Source organism: Cellvibrio sp., from assembly GCF_046347455.1.
In the GTDB taxonomy this organism is placed as follows: domain Bacteria; phylum Pseudomonadota; class Gammaproteobacteria; order Pseudomonadales; family Cellvibrionaceae; genus Cellvibrio.
In genome coordinates this window covers 108808-128905 of the sequence record NZ_JAXMGC010000006.1, presented here as the reverse complement: position 1 = coordinate 128905, position 20098 = coordinate 108808, and the positions used below count along the sequence as shown (strand labels likewise).

The 20098-nt window shown below is 47.5% G+C and carries 17 protein-coding genes; 7 read left to right on the top strand and 10 right to left on the bottom strand.

Going from position 1 to position 20098, the window contains the following annotated elements; all coding sequences use genetic code 11:
- The gene (locus tag U1F02_RS12300; RefSeq protein ID WP_409990698.1) at positions 1–621 is read right to left on the bottom strand and encodes a response regulator; all 621 of its coding nucleotides are present in this window, start codon (positions 619–621) and stop codon (positions 1–3) included.
- Positions 614–1759 carry a sensor histidine kinase gene (locus tag U1F02_RS12295; protein WP_409990697.1) on the bottom strand — a complete coding sequence of 382 codons (1146 nt, stop codon included), beginning with the start codon at positions 1757–1759 and terminating at the stop codon, positions 614–616. The genes U1F02_RS12300 and U1F02_RS12295 overlap by 8 nt, the downstream gene beginning before the upstream one ends.
- A gap of 184 nt (positions 1760–1943) precedes the next feature.
- On the opposite strand from U1F02_RS12295, the gene U1F02_RS12290 reads away from it, so the two are divergent.
- The 5 genes from U1F02_RS12290 to U1F02_RS12270 all read left to right on the top strand — a co-directional run bounded on the left by U1F02_RS12290 (position 1944) and on the right by U1F02_RS12270 (position 8185).
- Positions 1944–2372, top strand: a complete 429-nt coding sequence (locus U1F02_RS12290; protein WP_409990696.1) for a DUF2141 domain-containing protein — start codon at positions 1944–1946, stop codon at positions 2370–2372.
- Positions 2373–2406: 34 nt separating this feature from the next.
- Complete coding sequence (locus U1F02_RS12285) at positions 2407–2901, top strand: DUF6622 family protein (RefSeq protein WP_409990695.1); 495 nt, start codon at positions 2407–2409, stop codon at positions 2899–2901.
- Positions 2902–2943: 42 nt separating this feature from the next.
- Positions 2944–3600 (top strand): hypothetical protein, encoded by a 657-nt coding sequence (locus tag U1F02_RS12280; RefSeq protein WP_409990694.1) that lies wholly within the window; start codon positions 2944–2946, stop codon positions 3598–3600.
- A gap of 379 nt (positions 3601–3979) precedes the next feature.
- Positions 3980–5515, top strand: a complete 1536-nt coding sequence (gene mltF / locus U1F02_RS12275; protein WP_409990693.1) for a membrane-bound lytic murein transglycosylase MltF — start codon at positions 3980–3982, stop codon at positions 5513–5515.
- A gap of 186 nt (positions 5516–5701) precedes the next feature.
- Entirely contained in the window at positions 5702–8185 is a 2484-nt protein-coding gene (locus U1F02_RS12270) for a glycoside hydrolase family 9 protein (RefSeq protein WP_409990692.1), read from the top strand.
- 58 nt (positions 8186–8243) lie between these two features.
- On the opposite strand, the gene tadA is transcribed toward U1F02_RS12270, so the two are convergent.
- From tadA to U1F02_RS12240, 6 genes are all read right to left on the bottom strand, one after another.
- Positions 8244–8783, bottom strand: a complete 540-nt coding sequence (gene tadA, locus U1F02_RS12265) for a tRNA adenosine(34) deaminase TadA (RefSeq protein ID WP_409990691.1) — start codon at positions 8781–8783, stop codon at positions 8244–8246.
- Positions 8783–9031 carry a DUF1653 domain-containing protein gene (locus U1F02_RS12260; RefSeq protein WP_409990690.1) on the bottom strand — a complete coding sequence of 83 codons (249 nt, stop codon included), beginning with the start codon at positions 9029–9031 and terminating at the stop codon, positions 8783–8785. Before U1F02_RS12260 ends, tadA begins: the two co-directional genes overlap by 1 nt.
- A gap of 584 nt (positions 9032–9615) precedes the next feature.
- On the bottom strand, positions 9616–10815 hold the full coding sequence (locus tag U1F02_RS12255) for a CaiB/BaiF CoA transferase family protein (protein ID WP_409990689.1): 1200 nt from the start codon (positions 10813–10815) through the stop codon (positions 9616–9618).
- A complete protein-coding gene (locus tag U1F02_RS12250; protein ID WP_409990688.1) occupies positions 10812–11792 on the bottom strand; it encodes an NAD(P)H-quinone oxidoreductase in 981 nt (326 codons plus the stop codon). The genes U1F02_RS12255 and U1F02_RS12250 overlap by 4 nt, the downstream gene beginning before the upstream one ends.
- Before the next feature lie 4 nt (positions 11793–11796).
- Positions 11797–12441 (bottom strand): pyridoxamine 5'-phosphate oxidase, encoded by a 645-nt coding sequence (gene pdxH, locus U1F02_RS12245; protein WP_409990687.1) that lies wholly within the window; start codon positions 12439–12441, stop codon positions 11797–11799.
- Between the two features lie 170 nt (positions 12442–12611).
- Complete coding sequence (locus U1F02_RS12240; protein WP_409990686.1) at positions 12612–14072, bottom strand: catalase; 1461 nt, start codon at positions 14070–14072, stop codon at positions 12612–12614.
- A gap of 337 nt (positions 14073–14409) precedes the next feature.
- Here U1F02_RS12240 and mobA point away from each other — a divergent pair, with 337 nt between their 5' ends.
- Both mobA and U1F02_RS12230 read left to right on the top strand, forming a co-directional pair.
- Positions 14410–15027, top strand: a complete 618-nt coding sequence (gene mobA, locus U1F02_RS12235) for a molybdenum cofactor guanylyltransferase MobA (protein WP_409990685.1) — start codon at positions 14410–14412, stop codon at positions 15025–15027.
- 68 nt (positions 15028–15095) lie between these two features.
- The gene (locus U1F02_RS12230; RefSeq protein WP_409990684.1) at positions 15096–15476 is read left to right on the top strand and encodes a VanZ family protein; all 381 of its coding nucleotides are present in this window, start codon (positions 15096–15098) and stop codon (positions 15474–15476) included.
- Positions 15477–15611: 135 nt separating this feature from the next.
- On the opposite strand, the gene aceF is transcribed toward U1F02_RS12230, so the two are convergent.
- Positions 15612–17222 carry a dihydrolipoyllysine-residue acetyltransferase gene (gene aceF, locus U1F02_RS12225; protein WP_409990683.1) on the bottom strand — a complete coding sequence of 537 codons (1611 nt, stop codon included), beginning with the start codon at positions 17220–17222 and terminating at the stop codon, positions 15612–15614.
- 132 nt (positions 17223–17354) lie between these two features.
- Positions 17355–20006 carry a pyruvate dehydrogenase (acetyl-transferring), homodimeric type gene (aceE, locus tag U1F02_RS12220; RefSeq protein ID WP_409990682.1) on the bottom strand — a complete coding sequence of 884 codons (2652 nt, stop codon included), beginning with the start codon at positions 20004–20006 and terminating at the stop codon, positions 17355–17357.
- Positions 20007–20098: the final 92 nt, after the last annotated feature.

Below are 20098 nucleotides of genomic sequence, written 5' to 3'. Positions count from 1 at the left end.
TCACACCAAGCCCAACTCCAATGCCTTTACTACAGCCTGGGTTCGATCGCGGCACTCGAGCTTGGCAAGAATATTCGATACGTGATTTCGCACCGTACCCTCAGCCAAAAACACCGCCCGCATTATTTCTTTATTGGACATTCCGCCAACCAGTAACCGCAGAATCTGCAATTCCCTATCGGTTAACTCCACTGCGACCGGTGGGAGCGTTTTTTCTTGCTGCCATTTTTTGAGCATGAGGTTATCCGTTACAAAACCTCCACTCACCAAGGACTCAATGCTATGGACGAGCTTTTCCAAGGATACATCCTTTAATAAAAAGCCATTGGCGCCCGCATCCAAACTCCGTGCAAATAGTTCGCTGTCATCAAAGGTCGTTAACATCATCACCGGAGTGGTAATTCCCAATTCGCGAAGTTTTTGTACAAGCGTTATGCCATCCATAACCGGCATGCGAATGTCCGCCAATAGAATATCCACTGAGGAGCTTTTTAATTTTTCGAGCGCCTCGGCACCGTTAGCTGCCTGCCAAAGAATTTCCGTTTTGCCCGAGAGAGATAACAAGCCCGCAATACCTTCGCGCACCAATTGTTGATCATCAACCAAACCAACCTTAATCATTGGGTAAATCCTTACAGCCATTGTTAGATGCAGTTGTTAAAGAGATTGCCAAGCGGCAACCTTGCGCGAGCTTCGATAATTCCACTGAGCCGCCGTAGGGAGCAAGACGCTCGCGCATACCTTCTAAGCCCGTTCCGTTGTGCGAACCTGCAACTAAACCTCGGCCATCATCCTCCAAGAAAATGTTGATCGCGCACGCTTGTTGCTCCAACGTCAGGTTTATACGCGTAGCACCACCGTGCCGAAGCGCGTTGCTAATGCCTTCTTGGATACAAAAAACGATTTGTTCAGCCAACTGCACAGAATCTAATTGCAATTCTCCCTCAATATTCACCTGAAGCTGCGGAATGTGAACTAACAATGCCCACACGGCTTGGCGAATATCCAAGGATAATAAATGACGCTGATCACGTACCACTTGCCGAATATTTTCCAACAGCGATTTGGCAAGACTTTTCGATTGCTGGACGGATTCACGCAATTCATCCGGTGCTTTATGTTGCAAAATTTCGAGCTGTAGATTTAAGGCTGTAAGTTGATGACCTAAAACATCATGCAGGTCTCTTGCAATACGAACGCGCTCCTCTTGCCGGCTTGATTGAGCTAGCAGATTCCTTGTGGCGAGTAACTTTTGGTTCAACTGCTCAACATTTTCGCGAGCATGACGCTCACTTACCCGGGCAAAAGATGAGGTTAGCGCAAAAAATTGGAAACCAAAGTAGCTCAAGGCAGTGATTAGCGAGGAAAAACCATGCCAGTCAAGTCGAGAACTCAAGCCGAACATCAGCGAACTTATCAGTACAAGCGCAATAGACTGACGCCGCGTGAAAAATTCGGGTAGACAACCGGCCCAAATAACCAGCAACACAGGTGCAAGCACCCAAGGGTGCGCAAATAAAATGACAAACACGAGCACAAGCTGAACTGAAAGAAAGACTTTGCCAACGCGTGGGTCAACGCGATGTAGTCGCCCTGTAGAGATTGGCAATAAAAGAAGGATAAACACCAAATAGCCACATGCCATCCAGTACCAGTGCCGAAACTCCTTCAGTGCTGAGAGCTCCACTGCCGCCACCAGTGCCCATGTGCTCAAGCCCGCCAGCGTTAAGAGCAAATGTTCTATTTTAATATTTTTCATGTAGCAGCCAAAAAGACGATGCGCCTTTGGCGCTCGGTAAAAGATTAATCGTCAAGACTAATTCATCAGCTGAACACCCACCATAGGCTAAATGTCACGGGTGAAAAAATGACAGATCCCACTCTCGCAAAACCATACCAAGACCTAAGCTGGCCTCGTTAATCAAACACAACGAGGAAATTCTATGAAACGCTTTCGATTCACACTTCTCTTAAGCAGCTTTGCCTTAAGTACGCTAGCCTCATCAAACAGCATGGCTCATGAGTTAACACTGACTATCGATAAAATCAAAAACACCAAAGGTGTGATGATGATTGCACTGCATAATTCTGAAGCCGGCTACGCAACAAACAAAGCTACTTTTAGCAGCCAAAAATTGGCAGTGACTGGCGAAACGATGACGGTCAACTTTGGCGATGTTCCTGCAGGTAATTACGCAATAAAGCTGTTTCAGGACGAAAATGAAAACGGCGCATTGGACACCAACCTCCTAGGAATTCCGTCGGAGGGATACGGCTTTTCTAATAACGGCGGAGCAATGGGGCAACCTGATTTTAAAGATGCAACATTTTCCGTTGCAGACAAAACGCTCATTACTATTCACTTGCGTTAACAAGGGTTGTTACAACATATAAAGGACACAGACCATGTTACAAATTCTCCAACACACCCCAGTTTGGGTATTCGGTTTATTGATAGGCTTGCTCTTTTTAGGCTACTCACAAACCAAAACTCGGTTGCTTTCCATAAAGCGCTTAATCATTTTACCCGTGGTGATGTTAGTACTATCAGCCCTGGGGATAGCATCCAGCTTTGGGTTACAGATTCAAAGCCTTGCGACTTGGGGGCTCGGTATTGGTGTGGCACTCGGCCTTAATATGTGGGTTTCATCACCACGAGGCGCGACCTACTTGGCTGACGACAAGCAATTTCGGGTTCCAGGAAGCTGGCTGCCCATGGTGATGATTCTGGTGATTTTCTTTACCAAATATCTCGTTGGCGTTTTGTTGGCTTTACATCCCGAAACCGTTCACACGCCTATCTTTGTAATCAGTGCTTGCCTGCTCTTCGGCTTAAGCAGCGGATTTTTTCTGGCGCGAGCGCTCAAGATTTACCAAACCTCGGTTCAACGCATGGCATGATTCAAACTCTCATTTGCATTCTAGATATATAAGACACAGCCAATGATAAGCCCACACCTCACCAACATCCTCGTTCACGCCGGCACTGGCCTTGCCGCTTTGCTGCTCGGCTTCGCTATTTTGGCGATGGAAAAAGGCACCAGAATTCATAACCGGCTGGGGAATCTGTTCTGCCTATTCACGCTCATGGTGTGTTTTTCAGCCATCGTGGGTTTGGTGTGTTTTCGGTTTATGCCTAACTTTGCAGTCATAACACTGCTCGTACTTTACCAATTGGTCGGTGGGTGGCGCGCAGCCAAACGCCGAACCCAACGGCCGGCTTTTTTTGATGCCTGCTGGACACTAATCGCTACGGTTTTTCTCATTTCTCTACTTCCGCCCGTCACCTCCCAAACGGGCGGAACCAATACCATTGCCATCTCCACGTTCGGCGCTATTGCATTTGTGTTGATTTACGACAGCGTACGTTTTTTCTTCCCAAACGACTGGCATAAATATCTCTGGCGATACGAACACGTTTATAAGCTGCTTTCCGCGCTGTTTGGGATGTTATCTGCACTTGTCGGTAATGTGGTGCGACTCTGGCAGCCTTGGTCGCAACTCATTCCATCGGCCATAGGGATCGCGGTGATCATCTATTTCTTATTTAAGCTTTATAAGGAAGAAACAGCTCTCTCCAGTTACCCAAACGCTAATTAAGGCCGTTTCTTGTGCATTTTTTTAATGTTTTTTACAAAAAAATCCTGAAAAAGTGCATTTTTAGCCTCAAAAATGGTCGCCACAGTGGCGCAAAAAACAACAAAAAGTCACTTTTTTTCAGCTTTTTTCGCCATGACACAAACCCACGCCAAGCTTCATAAGCAATTGAAAATCAATGATTTTGTGATTTTTTAGCTTATTATTTACACAAGCGCCTACCCCAGTTTTGCTCAGAAAACAAGCTATGCAGGCTCGGCTCATGGCTTTACCATGGCCTTCATGTTGCACGGGTCAGTAATGGATTAGATTCGGCGTGAGTGCATATACGAAGTTATTTCCCAATTCGGGCGATGCCATTCAAATACCGGAGAAACACCCTATGGCCGGACTCAATATCATGGAAAGCCGGAAGCGTAACCTAGTTAAGCGATTTTCGATTTCCAATTTATTCATAGCCATCTTATTAATGGGCTGCACCGCCCTTTTGGTTCGCAGCGCACCGCCTAGCAAACTCGAAGAAATCCGCACTGCAGGTGAACTGCGCGTGCTCTCTCGCAATGGCCCTATCAGCCATTATCAAGGCCCTGAAGGCACTACCGGTTTCGAGTACACATTACTCAAAGGCTTTGCAGATGAACTGGGCGTTAAGCTGGTTATCAAAGACGAAGCCACCCTCACTGAAGCGCAGGACAAAGCTGATAGCCTGCAGTTTGATTTAGCCAGCCCCAGCGTTATCAACACTTACACCGGCAAACAGCGTTACCGTTATACCAGCGAGTTTATGAGCTTGAATCTGGAGCTTGTGTTCAATAGCACTCAAACTGCTCCGGAAAGTATTAAGGATTTGACCGGCAAGCGTGTGCTCGTGGTTAATAAAGCGTCTATTCCTGCACCGCTGCTAGAGCTACAACAGTCTTACCCCGATATCCAATGGGAGCTGGTTGAAAACCTCGAGATGACGGATTTGCTCGATATGGTTGAGCGCGGCCACGCTGATTACGCTGTGGTGGACTCCGCAATCTATGACATTCACCGCTACTCTTATCCACATACCCAAGTCGCTTTTGATTTGGATAAACCACAGCCATTATCTTGGGCGTTTAAACCTTCACGCGACAACAGCCTTTATAACGCTGCACAAGCCTACTTAGCCAAAGTTAAGGCAAGCGGCGAACTTGCGAAAATCTCCTCTCACTTCTTCGATCAATACATTGAAGTGAATACGGATGATGCGCTCATGTTTAGCCAACGCTACGAAAAGCGCTTCCCTCGATGGGCTGAAACCATTAAAGCAGCGGCTGCGCAATACAATTTGGATTGGCAGTTATTGGCGGCGGTTGGCTATCAAGAATCGCAATGGATTCCTAACGCTCAATCTCCCACCGGCGTACGCGGCTTTATGATGTTAACGCCCGATACAGCGCGCGAGTTGGGTGTGAAAAATCTGGATGACCCCAAGCAAAGCATTTTTGGCGGTGCCAAGTATTTGCGCTATTTGTTGGATAACCTGCCTGAAAGTATTCAGGGCGAAGAAGAGCGTCTTCATATGGCTCTCGCCGCTTACAACCAAGGTATAGGCCACCTCGATGATGCCCGCGCCCTAACCCGCCGTTTGAAAGGCAACCCCAATAGTTGGGCCGATGTGAGCAAAGCATTCCCCTTGCTGGCAAAACAAGAGTATTACTCCAAAGCCACTTACGGTTACTCGCGCGGTTGGGAACCAGTCACCTTTGTGAAGAATATTTTGAATTACCAAAAGATCCTCGCGTTTAAAGAGAATCAACAACAACTGCGCATTGCAACCAGCAACCCAAGCGATGAATTGAATTTTACCGATACACCGCAAACCAAGAGCGCTGTGGAGAAATTGAACCAAATTCGCTTAAGCAGCGCTTCGTCGTTGTCGTTTTTCTAGAAACCTGCGTTCAACCCAAATCGTAAAATGCCGCCTAAACAGCGGCATTTTTTATGGGTGATTATTAAATCCTTACGAATAAAAACATTTCTACCGAGCTCGTTATTTTTTGTAAAAGAGGTTCTTTCTTCAACTTATGATCACCTAGACTATAAGTCACTTCTAATAATGTTGGAGATCGAAAGAATGTTTAATCCCCGCAAACGCCTCAGTGCTGCGCTTATTTCCATGGCGCTTTTCGCCTCTCAACACGGTTGGGCTGATTCAGCCAAGCTTGTTTTGAACGATAAAGATTATTTCGAACAGCCCGGCCTAAACGTCATGGTGTTTAGCAACTGGTATGACGGACTTTTCAGCGATTCTAAAACCAGCGGTGTCGAATTAATCCACCACGGCCTGCGCACGGCGACCAACGGTGACGTTCGCTTAAACGCAACGCCTGAACAATGGGATATGACTCCGCTATTCAAAGAACGCAAAATTAACCGCGCCGAACAATCCATCGAAGCTTTTATGTATTACCCCAACGAGAAATTTGATTTCTCCATTAAGGTCACCAAAAACGAAACGGGCGTGCGCATTGCGGTCAATATCCCAAAACCATTGCCGGCCTCACTCGAAGGCAAAGCCGGCTTTAATTTGGAGTTTTTGCCATCAGCCTATTTCCACCAAGCGTTTATGATGGATACGACCACGGGAACTTTCCCTGTGTATCCGGGCGGAACAAAAGAAATTAACGGTAAAGCTGAACCTAGTTTATTGGCAAGCGGCAAACATTTAGTACTCGCACCTAACAATACCGAGCGCCGCGTAAGCATTGAATCCAATTCAACGCCGCTTGAACTTTACGACGGCCGCGGCAAAGCACAAAACGGCTGGTTCGTTGTACGCAGTAAAATTCCTGCAGGCAAAACCGGCACAGTTATAGAGTGGCAATTAAACGCAGACACAATTAAGGATTGGGTTCGCACACCAGTGATTGGTCACTCGCAAGTCGGCTATCACCCAGCACAACAAAAAGTAGCCGTCATTGAATTGGATAAAAATGACAAAACAAATCCACCAGCCAAATTATTAAAAATCGCCGCTGATGGTTCAGAAATAGTCGTGCTGGAAAAAAACCTGAGTAATTGGGGCAGATATTTACGTTACGAATATCGCCAATTTGATTTCAGCTCCGTTAAAGAAGAAGGTCTTTACACCATTGCTTATGGCGATCAAAAGACCGAGCCATTCCGTATTGCAAAAGATGTCTACGCGGCAACATGGCAGCCAAGCTTGGACATGTATTTGCCGATTCAAATGGATCACATGACGGTGAATGAAGCCTATCGCGTATGGCACGGAGCTTCGCACTTGGATGATGCCTTGCAAGCCCCCGTCAATCACGAACACTTTGATCTTTATCGCCAAGGCCCAACCACAGACACACCTTACAAACCAGGCGAACATATTCCCGGGTTAAATATTGGTGGTTGGTTTGATGCAGGCGATTACGACATACGCACGCAAACCAACTATGACGTTGTAATGAATTTGGTGAATACGTGGGAACGCTTTGGTATTAAACGCGACGTAACATCTGTCGATTACAAAAAACGTTTTGTGGATTTGCATGTTGCCGACGGCAAACCAGATTTGTTGCAACAAATTGAACACGGGACGCTCGCGTTGATTGCACAACATCGCGCTGTTGGTCATGCAATTCACGGCATTGTGGAAGCGCATATCGATCAATACACTCACCTTGGCGATGCAATCACTAAAACCGACAACCTTGTTTACGACCCAAGCAAAAAAGAAGGCGAATCGGACGGATTTAAAAGCGGCAACTTCGATGATCGCTGGGCATTCACCAGCAAATCAACTCCACTGAATTACGGCTCAATTGCCGCACTTGCCGCTGCTAGCCGTGCGTTAAAAGGCTATAACGATGAGCTCTCCGCAGAGTGCATCGCTACCGCCAAAAAAGTGTGGGACGAAGAAAATGCGAAATCCAAACCCGATTCATTCCATCACGGCAACACAACTGGCGGCAGATTGGAAGATGAGAAATTAAAAGCAGCTACTGAATTGCTCATTGCCACTGGCGATCAAAAATATTCAAAAGCCATTGAAAAGTTAGTGCCCACCAAACCAATGGACTTCGCAATTCGTTTACCTTGGTTAATGCGCGCAATGCCGCAAATGCCAAGCAACTACACCGCGCAAATGCGTAAACTTGCTGTTGAATACAAAAAAGCGATGGCAGTTAGTGAAGCTAAAAACCCTTACGGTGTAACCATCACTGAAGGCGGCTGGGCAGGAAACGGGACTGTTATTCGCGGTGCAATCAACAATTACTACCTCCACAAAGCCTTCCCGGACTTGGTAGATCGCGAAGCGGTTTTCAAAGGCATTACTTATTTGTACGGCACGCACCCAGCACACAATTTGTCATTTGTGTCTAACGTGGGTACGCACGCTAAAGAAGTGGCTTATGGAATGAACCGCGCGGATTTCACCTTTATTCCCGGTGGCGTAGTGCCAGGTGTATTGGTGTTAAAGCCAGACTACCCAGAGAACCACGAAGACTGGCCATTCTTCTGGGGTGAAAATGAATACGTGGTTGACGAAGCTGCCGTTCATATCTTCTTGGCAAATGCGGTTGCGGATTTGCTGAAAGAGTAAAGCCTAACTTACGCAAACCCGCGTTGGTTTGCGTTGTAAAAAATGATCGGTAGCGAACCTACCGATCATTTTTTTTGCCATCGTTATTTTCGATTTGCTCAGAATTTAGCGCGACTTTTTGCTGTTTTAATTCTTCTCGCCTGCGCCGAAAAAAATCACTCAGCTGATGCTGACATTGCTCTGCGAGCACACCGCCTTCGCTAAGAATACGATGATTAAAATATTCAGCATCCAATAATGTGGACTGGCTCACCACCGCGCCCGCTTTAGGTTCAGTCGTCCCAAACACCAAACGCGTAATACGCGAATGAATCAAAGCACCCACGCACATAGTGCAAGGCTCAAGCGTTACGTAAAGCGTGGAATCAATAACACGGTAATTCTGAACCCGCTCAGCCGCCATGCGCAGCGCCACGATTTCTGCGTGAGCAGTTGGGTCATGACTCGTGATAGGTTTATTAAAACCTTCACCAATAATTTCTCCACCAGATACTATGACTGCGCCCACAGGAACTTCGCCCAATTGTTCGCCCTGCGCTGCCAATTCAATCGCGCGGCGCATATATTTTTCGTCTTCGAAGTGTTGATCATCTGCCATTAATTTTTATTCCATAACGCAGCTTCTTCTGCGCTTATGTGTTTTAAAAATGCAAATCGCGGAATTATCTCGCCCGCCAACTCGACGGTTTCAGTAAACATACTCAGCGGACGAACCCACCAAGAGTAGTCGCCGTATAAGCATTGGTAAACAACCAAGGCTTCACGGGTTTCGCTGTGGTGGGCGACTTGGAAAACGTAGTAGTCGTTGCCTTTGTAGTGGCGGTAAAGGCCGGGTTTTAGATTCATATTTTAACTTCAATAATTTTTCCAACAGTATTTTAATTTCAATAATAAATTCGTGTTGGCGATCCTTTTCGCCTATCGGCGAACCACTTTCTTTGCCTCGCCAAAGAAAGTGGCCAAAGAAAAGCGACCCGTCTCGTTCCTTATCCTGCGCGTCTCGGTAAATAAAGGTCGTTCCGGCGCGACATCCGTGTCGCGTCGTCACTAAAACAAACATCCTGTTTGTTTTACCTTAATTTCCCTGCGATGCTCGGGGAACTCGCATGGGGATTTAACTGCAAAAGCAAAAGCAAAAGCAAAAGCAAAAGCAAAAGCAAAAGCAAAAGCAAAAAATATTAGCTTTATTTGGCACCAACTGGGGCCCCTTTGAGCTCCCCGAGCACTGGAGGAAAGTTGCCGTCAAACGCACAGGATGTGCGTTTGAGTGACTACGCGACAAGGATGTCGCGTCGGAACGACGGCAATTTTCTGAAGCGCGCAGGAACTAGGAGCGATTGGGGTGTCCTTCCTTTTGGTTACTTTTCGTTGGACAAGCAACGAAAAGTAACTCGCCAGCAGGCGAAAAAAATTAATAAATCACTCCGCAATCAAACAACACCGTGTTCTTTTAAACGATCAATTTCCTCAGCATTCAACTTCAAAATACTTTCCAAAATTTCCTGCGTATGACTCCCAACTTCCCCACCCGGCCAATCCGTCCTACCTGGTGTTTCAGAAAGTTTAGGTAATATCGCCGGAATTTTTAGCGGCTTGCCATTAATCTCCACCTGCTCAAACATTCCACGTTCATTAAAATGCGGATCAGCAAACATATCTTCCACGTTATAAATGGGGCCCGCCGGCACGCGCGCTTTATCGAGCAACTCCAAAATTTCTTCGGAATCTTTACTCAGACACCAAGTCGCCAATGCATGATCAATTTCTGCTTCATGAATAACTCGCCCGGCGTTATTCGCCATGCGTGGATCAGTTGCCATTTCTGGATGACCAGCAACCTCCATTAATCGTTGGAAAATTGAATCACCGTTACCGCCAATCACCACATACTTTCTATTTTTGCAGCGATAAGTATTTGTGGGAACGATTCCCGTGACCGTTGTGCCCGAAGGTTGACGAACAACTCCCGCGCCAGAAAATTCCGGCACAACCGCTTCCATTAAATTAAACATGGATTCATACAGCGCAACATCAACCACCTGCCCATCGCCCTGATTTTTTTCACGCTCCAACAAAGCGAGTGCAATACCTAAGGCCGCATGAATACCAGAAATCGTATCGCCAATACTTAAGTTGGGGCGAACAGGCGCTTGATCAGGGAAGCCATTCACATAACGAAAACCACTCATACCTTCGCACACAGATGCAAAGCCAGGCTTACTCGCGTAGGGGCCGGTTTGCCCGTAACCCGAAATACGTGCGTAGACTAATTTGGGGTTGGTTCTTTTAATTTCATCCGGTCCAAGCCCCCAGCTTTCCATTACGCCGGGGCGGAAGTTTTCAATGACCACATCAGCCTTATCAATTAATTGCCGTGCAATTTTTTGGCCATCTTCCTTCTTTAAATCCAAGGTGATGCTTTTTTTATTCCGACCGATACTGCGCCACCAGTGCGAAGTTCCATTCTCCAGCACGCGCCAGCCGCGAATCGGGTCGCCTTCTGGTGGTTCGATTTTAATCACTTCTGCACCAAAGTAAGCGAGCATACAACCTGCGAATGGGCCTGCGAGTAATTGGCCGATTTCAATAACGCGAATTCCATCTAAAGGGCGACGAGCTTGGGTTGTCATACATCCACATCCAAAATTATTTTTCCAATATGTTGGTTCGATTCCATTCGCTCATGTGCTTTAACAACATCTGCAAAAGGAAATACAGAATCAATAACAGGTTTTATTTTTTGTGCATTCAGCAAAGGCCAAACTTGCGCCAACAACTCTTGAGCAATAATTGATTTCACCGCTGCAGATTGCGCACGTAGCGTTGAGCCAGTGAGCGTAAGTCGCTTGAGCATAAGCGGCATTAAGTCCAGCTCTGTTTTACTGCCGTTTAAAAAAGCAATATTGACGATACGCCCCTCTTTTGATGCTGCCGAAAAATTGCGTTGAATATAGTCGCCACCGACCATATCCAAAATCACATTAACGCCTTGCCCCTGGGTGTGCGATTTTATCTCAGCCACAAAATCTTGTTCGCGATAATTAATCGCTACCGCGCCAAACGACTCAATTGCTTTACATTTTGCAACTGAACCTGCAGTTGCAAATACCTTTACACCAAAGGCTGTCGCCAACTGAATTGCGGTAGTGCCTATTCCGCTTGTGCCGCCGTGAATTAATAAAGTTTCGCCGGATTTTAGTTGCGCGCGCTGAAACAAGTTATGCCACACAGTGAAAAAAGTTTCGGGCAATGCTGCTGCTTGCACCCACGAAAAATGTTGCGGAACTGGCAAACATTGCGCGGCAGGAGCCACAGCGTATTCCGCGTAACCGCCACCATTAACTAAAGCGCATACCTTATCGCCCGACTTCCAATTTTTTACATCTTCCCCCACTGAAACAATTTCGCCTGCTACTTCTAAACCCAAAATAGGTGAAGCATCGGCCGGCGGCGGATAAGCGCCTTGACGTTGTAAAATATCGGGACGATTGATGCCAGCAGCGTGAACGCGAATCAGAACTTCATGAGGAGAGGCTTTCGGCGTTTCTACATCCGAAAGATATAAAACATCTGCTGCGCCAGCATTCGTCATATTTACAATGCGCATGGACTTAAGGTTCCAGACGTTGAATAGTCCACGAATTATCTGCCTGCAAATTGTATTCAAAGCGATCATGCAGGCGAGCTTCGCCGCCTTGCCAAAATTCTATTTGATGAGGCTTTACGCGGAAGCCACCCCAGAAATCTGGCACGGGAATTTCTCCCTTCGCAAATTTATTTTTCATAGATTCAAATTGCTGCATTAACAGCGCGCGTGATGATATGGGTCGGCTTTGTTGCGAAGCCCAAGCACCCAACTGGCTATCTCTTGGGCGTGTTACAAAATACTTCAACACTTCTGTGCTGCTAAGTTGCTCGGCAACACCGCACACTTTCACTTGACGCTCAAGAAAGTACCAGGGGAAATGCAAACTGACTTTCGGATTTTGCTTAAGCTCTTGCGCTTTTCGGCTGCGCAAGTTGGTGTAAAACACAAAGCCGCGATCGTCGAGATTTTTTAACAACACGATACGCTGTGAGGGTTGGCCTTTTTCGTCCACAGTCGCAATGGTCATTGCGTTAGGATCAGGCAATTGCGCGTCTATGGTTTGTTGCATCCAACGCTTAAACTGTTCGATAGGATTTTCATGTAGGTCATCGCGTTCCAAACCACCTTTGGTGTATTCGGTGCGCAAACTTTGTAAATCAAGTGCCATAGCTTTTCCTCTAGATCAATGAGCGCAAGTCTACTGCGCTGGTTTAAAAAGGGCACTAGTTAATACGCAGGTCTCTTAATAAAAACCTACCATCAAAATAAAAAACCCGCTCAACAGAATTGAGCGGGTAAGCCAAGCGGGCCTAATAAATGGAGATCTAACCAAAATTTTTACAACAGGGCTTTTACTCGCGCGGCGTAATCAGCATCCGCCTTGGCAAATTGCGCAAGCATACGCTCTTGGATCGACGCATTAGCCTGCTTTAATCCTCCGGCAATGTTACGCACCAACTGATTCTTTTGATCATCACTCATCAAACGGTATAGATCACCCGCTTGCGAATAGTAATCCTCGCTAAGTTGATCGTAGCGATCAGCCACGGCGTTACTTAAACGCAAGGGTGGCTCTCTGAACGCGGGGTTAGGCGCTGGGTAGCCCTGAGCTGCGCGATCATTCGGATAATAATTTGCACCAGCGGTTTGCGTCTGGTTTGCTTGACCCGCGTTACCGTGACCAAATGGACAACCTGCCGCAGCGCCATCGCGTTGGTAATGATTCACAGGACAGCGCGGCGCGTTCACCGGTAATTGGTTGTGATTCACCCCCACGCGGTAGCGATGCGCATCCTGATAAGCAAGGAGGCGTGCCTGCAGCATTTTGTCTGGTGATGCACCTGTACCCGGAACCAAGTTGCTCGGCGCAAAAGCGGATTGCTCAGTCTCTGCAAAGTAGTTTTGTACATTGCGATTCAGCTCAAGTTGGCCAATTTCAATCAACGGAAAATCTTTGTGTGGCCAGACCTTGGTCAGGTCAAAGGGGTTGATGTGGTAGGTCTCGGCTTGCGCTTCAGTCATGATTTGCAGCTTTACCGTCCAGCTCGGGAAATCGCCCCGATTAATGGCATCCACCAAGTCCTGCTGCGCGCCAAAGGCAGGCATACTTGCCGCCTCTTCCGCAGTCAGAGTTTTAATGCCTTGATTGGTCTTGAAATGCCACTTCACGTAGTAACGCTCGCCCTTATGGTTCCACAAGCTCAACGTGTGAGACCCGAAGCCATGGATATGTCGATAAGACAAGGGAATACCGCGATCCGACATGAGGATGGTCATTTGATGTAGAGACTGTGGATGATTCGCCCAGAACTCAAACGCAGCTGCCGGGTCAGGCAAGTTGGTTTGGGGATTCTTCTTTTGAGAGTGAATGAAGTCCGGGAATTTAATCGGATCGTTCAAAAAGAATACAGGCGTGTTATTACCAACCACATCATAATTGCCTTGGTGGGTGTAAAACTTCACCGCAAAGCCGCGTGGATCGCGAGCGTAATCGCTGGAATCCTGACCACCGCCTACCGTAGAAAAGCGCAGGAATATCTCGGTTTTTTCGCCTTCGCGCTGCAAAAAGTCCGCAATCGTATATTGGCTCAGGCTTTTGGTGAGAGTGAAGTGACCATAGGCACCCGTGCCGCGCGCGTGAACTACGCGTTCTGGAATGCGTTCACGATTGAAGTGCGCCAACTTTTCAAACAGATAATGGTTATCGAAGGTCAAAGGGCCGCGTGGGCCAACGCTGATGCTGTTGTTATCGTCGCCAACGGGCGCGCCTGCAGAAGTGGTCAAGTTGGTGTTACTCATAATCTTACCCTTTGTTTTAAGTTGCCTTTAGATAGCTCGGCTCTATGCAGTTCGCTTTAATGACTGCAAAGCCATGGACAAAGAGTAAGACGCGCCACCGATTAATAAAAATCAATTATCATTATTGTGCTAATAGATTTTACATCGATCAATTTAAGAAAACTAACGACGAACTTAAGAAGAAGGGTAAATTCTTTTCCAGATAGTCCAAGTAACAGCTAAACTAAATAGATATATATGCAAATTTATGCGCCAGCATGTTTTTTAATTTCCCTTCGAATTAGGCGCGCCACGGGCGGGATGAGTCTGGATCTTATTGGGTACCTTTAAATCGTTTATGAAAGCATCCGAATCTGTAGTCGGTATTATTCTCGCAGGCGGCCTTGCCCGTCGCATGGGAGGCGGTGACAAATGCCTGCTTCCCCTCGCAGGAAAGACCTTGTTGCAACGCACTATCGACCGCGCTAGCCCGCAAGTAGATCAACTTCTGCTCAATGCGAACGGCAACAGCCTGCGATTCGCTCGTACGCGCTTGCCAGTGGTTCCTGACGTTTACAGCAATAACCTAGGCCCATTGGCAGGAATCCATGCTGGATTGCATTGGATGGCTTCTCACAGCCCCAATGCAGAATGGTTGGTTAGCTTTGCGTCGGACACGCCCTTCTTTCCTGAAAACCTTACGGAAGCCCTGGTCAGTGCCGCAAGTTCCGCCAAGCTGGTTGTCGCAACCTCAAAGCTCAAACTTCACCCGGTATTTGCGCTTTGGCACATTTCGCTTAAAAGCGAGATTGAGGCTGTTTTGCAAACCGGCGAAGCTCCACGGTTGCAGGACTGGATAAAAGCGCGAGGCGCACTCGAAGTTGATTTCCCCATAGATACTTACGACCCATTTTTTAATATCAATACACCGCAAGATCTTTACGCTGCAGAACCTATTTCTGCTCTAGTGAAATAAGCGCTGCCAAACATACACAATCATTCGCTTAATGTTATTCTGCCGGCAAAAATTGCCGGGGAATTTCTATGTCGTTATGGCGCAGTTTGTGTTGGGTTCAATTTCTATTTTTATTAGTCGTATTTACCTATTTGGGCTTAACGCCTCACCCCGAAAATTCCGTTCCCATGTTTAACGATAAGCTGATGCACTGCAGCGGCTATTTTTTCGCAGGAATATCAATAAATTTTGCGTTTCCACGTTGGCGTTTTTGGTACCGCGCAGCATTCCTAATCCTCTACTCCATCGGAATCGAAATCGGCCAACACTTTATGCCGCCACGTACATTTGACGCGTTGGATATTTGCGCCAATTCCACCGGCGTTGTTCTGGGATTGCTGTTTGTGAATTTACTGGCTCAAAAAATCGATTGGTTTAATCGCTTGCTCTATTGGCAATCTAACAATTAATGATGCGCGCTAGAAAATTCGATCCCAAAAAAATCGACCCTAGCATTTACGCTGAACGCTAATAATTATTTATTATTTTTAAAAACAAAAAAGGCCAGCAAAGCTGACCTTTTTTCAGACAATTTACGTCAACAATTACAACAACAAACGACGCAAATCGCCGATAACACCAACCAAGTAAGTCATAAAACGACCGGCATCTGCACCGTTAACTGCGCGATGATCGTAAGACAATGACAATGGCAACATATTGCGTGGAATAAACTCTTTACCGTTCCACACAGGCTTCATTTGCGCACGTGAAACGCCGAGGATACCTACTTCAGTAGGTGCAGAAACCATTGGTGTAAAACCATTTCCGCCCATAGCGCCCAAACTAGAAATGGTGAAGCAACCGCCTTGCATTTCTGCCGGAGTTAACTTGCCATCGCGTGCTTTTTTAGCGAGAACATTGATTTCGTCAGCGAGTTCGAACAGACCTTTTTTGTCAGCGTTGCGCACAACAGGAACCAACAAACCATTTGGTGTATCAACCGCGATGCCGATGTGCACAAACTTTTTGTGAACAATACTTTCGCCATCTTGATGCATAGATACGTTGAAAGATGGCTCAGCAACCAATGCTGCAGCAACGGCTTTCACAATAAATGGTAAAGGAGTGAGTTTGGAGCCGCGTTTTTCGGCTTCGGCCTTCATGCTGTTGCGGAAAGCTTCCAAATCGGTGATGTCTGCGTCGTCAAATTGAGTGATGCGCGGAACGTTCAACCAACTGCGAGTCATTGCCTCAGCGGTAAGCTTTTTGATTTTGCTCATTTTGACGATTTCGATTTCGCCAAACTTGGAGTAATCAATAACTGGCAACGCAGGAATACCTGAACCACCGAATGACGCGCCTGACTGAGCCGCCTGAACGATTGGCTTCACATAGTTGCGAACGTCATCTTTCAAAAGACGGTTGCGTGGGCCGGTACCGCTTACTTTGCCCAAGTCTACGCCCAACTGGCGGGCTAATTTACGCACGGCTGGGCCAGCGTACACGTCACCGGTTTGAACAACCTCTTCAACCTCAGCCGCTTTAGGTGCTGGCGCAGCAACAGGCGCGGCCGGAGCGGGTGCAGCTGAAGCCGCTTTAGCGGGCGCCGGAGCCGCAACAGCAGGAGCTGGCGCAGCAACGGCACCACCAGCGCTGGCAACTACTGCAATCGCTGAACCTTGAGATACTTTATCGCCCACTTTTACAGCGATACTTAGAATTTTGCCGGCGGTTTCGGCAGGGATTTCCATAGAGGCTTTATCGGTTTCCAACACGATTAAGGAATCGCCTTGGGCAACTTCATCGCCTACCTTAACGCTGATTTCAATAACTTCTACGCCTTCTGCACCGCCAATGTCGGGTACAGACAGGGTAACTTCTGCAGACGCAGACGCAGACGCCGCAGGAGTTGGAGCTGGTGTTGCAGCAACTGCGGGCGCTGGAGCAGCTTCAGCAGCAGGAGCGACACCCGCACCTTCTGCTTCAACTTCAATGAGCGCGGCGCCTTCTGACACTTTATCGCCGAGGTTTACTTTTATCGCGACAACTTTACCGCCCACACTGGCAGGAATCTCCATTGAAGCCTTGTCAGTTTCGAGTACTACGATGGAATCGTTTTCAGCAATTACATCGCCTACTTTTACCGAAATTTCAATTACTTCAACGCCTTCTGCGCCACCAATATCGGGGACTTTAATTGTTTGAATTGCCACTGTTTATCCTCACTTAAATACGCTCTTTATATAGAGCTTTCAATATAAAAGCTTTAATCGATCAAATTGTGTTCGATACAAAAGCCTTGTTCTGAAATGAGGCCGCCCTCCTTTTGGGAGGGCGGCTGTGTTTTAAACGCTCATTGGGTCCGCTTTGTTCGGATCAATGCCAAACTTCTTAATCGCTTTAGCGACCACATCCGGCTTGATCTTGCCTTGGTCTGCCAAAGATTTGAGCGCAGCAATTACCACGAAGTAACGGTTCACTTCGAAGAAATGACGCAATTGAGTGCGAGTATCGCTGCGACCAAAACCTTCGGTACCCAACACAGTATAGGTGCCAGGAACATAAGCGCGCAGTTGCTCGGAGTAGGTTTTCAGGTTGTCGGTAGCGATTACAAACGGACCATCGCGACCTTCCAACTGCTGAGTAATGTAAGGCTTACGCGCAGCAGATGTTGGGTTCAACATATTCCAACGAGTCGCGCGTTGGCCATCGCGGGTCAATTCGTTAACGCTGGTTACGCTCCACACATCGGCTTCTACGTCGAAGTCTTTGCGCAGGATTTCTGCAGCAAAACGCACTTCACGCAGAATAGTGCCGGCACCCATCAATTGAACGCGGTTTTTGGCTTTGCCGGTACCTTGTTCCAACAGGTACAAACCTTTGACGATTCCCTCTTCTGCACCTGCAGGCATATCTGGGTGCTGATAGTTTTCGTTCATCAAAGAGATGTAATAGAACACGTTCTCTTTGTCTTGGTACATGCGCTTGATACCGTCCTGAATGATCACAGCCAGCTCGTAAGCATAAGTCGGATCATAGGTACGGCAGTTAGGAATGGTGTTAGCCATAACATGGCTATGACCGTCCTGATGTTGCAAGCCTTCACCGTTCAAGGTCGTACGACCAGCAGTGGCGCCCATCAAGAAGCCACGCGCTTGCGAATCGCCCGCCGCCCATGCCAAGTCACCAATACGCTGGAAACCGAACATGGAGTAGTAAATGTAGAACGGAATCATGGGCACACGGTAGTTACTGTAAGCAGTTGCCGCGGCAATCCAGGAAGCCATAGAACCCGCTTCGTTAATACCTTCTTCCAGAATCTGGCCTGTAGCTGACTCGTGGTATGACATCATTTGACCAGCATCATGCGGGGTATATTTTTGGCCTTCGGATGAGTAGATACCGATGGTTTTAAACATACCTTCCATACCAAAGGTACGGGCTTCGTCTGGAACGATGGGAACGATTTGCTTACCAATTTGCTTGTCTTTCACCAATGACGATAGGATGCGCACGAAGCTCATGGTGGTAGAGATTTCACGCTCGCCAGTGCTCTTCAGCTGTGCAGCGAAGGCCTCTAAAGCCGGTGCTACCACTGGGTCAAAATCGGCTTTACGCGATGGCAAATAGCCGTTCAGTGTGTTGCGACGAGAACGCATGTATTGCATTTCTGGGCTGTCTTCCGCAGGGCGGTAATAAGGCAGCGCTTCCAGGTCTTCGTCCTTGATCGGCAATTCAAAACGGTCACGGAATTTCTTGAGATCTTCCACCGCCAAATGCTTGGCCGAGTGAGTTTTGTTGATGGCCTCGCCCGATGAACCCATGCCATAACCTTTTACGGTTTGCGCAAGGATCACGGTAGGCTGACCTTTTGTGTTTACGGCGTTGTGGTAAGCGTTGTAGACCTTCTTAACATCGTGACCGCCGCGAGCGAGGTACAGAATGTCCTGATCGCTCATGTCGCTCACCAGCTCTAGCAATTCAGGATATTTGCCGAAGAAGTGTTCACGGGTGTAAGCACCACCGTTGGCTTTGTAGTTCTGCATTTCGCCATCGACGACTTCGTCCATGCGCTTTTGCAGCAAACCGGTTTTGTCTTTTTCCAACAAACGATCCCAACCAGCACCCCAAAGAACCTTAACTACGTTCCAGCCAGCACCACGGAAAACACCTTCCAGCTCTTGCACGATCTTGCCGTTGCCGCGAACCGGGCCGTCCAAACGTTGCAAGTTACAGTTGATAACGAAAATCAGGTTGTCGAGTTTCTCGCGCGCGGCGAGGGAAATAGCACCCAAGCTTTCTGGCTCATCACACTCACCATCCCCTAGGAACGCCCACACTTTGCGGTCGCTAACAGGGGTTAAGCCACGAGCTTCCATGTAACGGTTAAAACGCGCTTGATAGATAGCTTTGATCGGGCCCAAGCCCATAGATACGGTCGGGAACTGCCAGTAGTCTGGCATCAACCAAGGGTGTGGGTATGACGACAAACCACCGCCGTTTACTTCGCGACGGAAATTGTCCAAATGAGTTTCGTTTAAACGACCTTCTACGAATGAGCGAGCGTACATACCGGGCGATACGTGGCCTTGAAAGTAAACCAAATCGCCAGGAACCTCACCGTCGTTACCACGGAAGAAATTGTTGAATGCCACATCGTACAAGGTGGCAGAAGAGGCGAAAGACGCAATATGGCCGCCAAGGCCTTCATCGTTGTCATTGGCCTTCATCACCATAGCCATAGCGTTCCAGCGAACGATAGAGCGAATTTTGCGCTCCATTTTCAAATCGCCTGGGTAATCAACTTCTTTGTCTACAGGGATGGTGTTGCGATAGGGGGTGCGAATAGATGAAGGCTGTTCAATGCCTTGGTTAACCGCAGATTCAGACAGCGTCTTTAACAATTCAGCTGCACGTTCTTTACCGGCATGTCGCACAACTGACTTTAAGGCATCCAGCCACTCTTTGGTTTCAATAGCATCGATATCTTGCAGCATTCAAATCTCCTCGGTATGCGCTTGTGGCGCATATTTACTTAGCGATAATGTCTATAGAGTGTATCTATATATAAGAGTATCTATATCTTAGG

Excerpts from the sequence above, each read along its gene's own strand:
- U1F02_RS12300 (WP_409990698.1), bottom strand. The coding sequence starts at position 621 with ATGATTAAGGTTGGTTTGGTTGATGATCAACAATTGGTGCGCGAAGGT.
- aceE (WP_409990682.1), bottom strand. The coding sequence starts at position 20,006 with ATGCTGCAAGATATCGATGCTATTGAAACCAAAGAGTGGCTGGATGCC.
- U1F02_RS12240 (WP_409990686.1), bottom strand. The coding sequence starts at position 14,072 with ATGAGTAACACCAACTTGACCACTTCTGCAGGCGCGCCCGTTGGCGAC.
- mobA (WP_409990685.1), top strand. The coding sequence starts at position 14,410 with ATGAAAGCATCCGAATCTGTAGTCGGTATTATTCTCGCAGGCGGCCTT.
- U1F02_RS12255 (WP_409990689.1), bottom strand. The coding sequence starts at position 10,815 with ATGACAACCCAAGCTCGTCGCCCTTTAGATGGAATTCGCGTTATTGAA.
- U1F02_RS12230 (WP_409990684.1), top strand. The coding sequence starts at position 15,096 with ATGTCGTTATGGCGCAGTTTGTGTTGGGTTCAATTTCTATTTTTATTA.
- U1F02_RS12250 (WP_409990688.1), bottom strand. The coding sequence starts at position 11,792 with ATGCGCATTGTAAATATGACGAATGCTGGCGCAGCAGATGTTTTATAT.
- U1F02_RS12270 (WP_409990692.1), top strand. The coding sequence starts at position 5,702 with ATGTTTAATCCCCGCAAACGCCTCAGTGCTGCGCTTATTTCCATGGCG.
- U1F02_RS12260 (WP_409990690.1), bottom strand. The coding sequence starts at position 9,031 with ATGAATCTAAAACCCGGCCTTTACCGCCACTACAAAGGCAACGACTAC.
- U1F02_RS12290 (WP_409990696.1), top strand. The coding sequence starts at position 1,944 with ATGAAACGCTTTCGATTCACACTTCTCTTAAGCAGCTTTGCCTTAAGT.
- tadA (WP_409990691.1), bottom strand. The coding sequence starts at position 8,783 with ATGGCAGATGATCAACACTTCGAAGACGAAAAATATATGCGCCGCGCG.
- U1F02_RS12280 (WP_409990694.1), top strand. The coding sequence starts at position 2,944 with ATGATAAGCCCACACCTCACCAACATCCTCGTTCACGCCGGCACTGGC.
- pdxH (WP_409990687.1), bottom strand. The coding sequence starts at position 12,441 with ATGGCACTTGATTTACAAAGTTTGCGCACCGAATACACCAAAGGTGGT.
- mltF (WP_409990693.1), top strand. The coding sequence starts at position 3,980 with ATGGCCGGACTCAATATCATGGAAAGCCGGAAGCGTAACCTAGTTAAG.
- U1F02_RS12295 (WP_409990697.1), bottom strand. The coding sequence starts at position 1,759 with ATGAAAAATATTAAAATAGAACATTTGCTCTTAACGCTGGCGGGCTTG.
- U1F02_RS12285 (WP_409990695.1), top strand. The coding sequence starts at position 2,407 with ATGTTACAAATTCTCCAACACACCCCAGTTTGGGTATTCGGTTTATTG.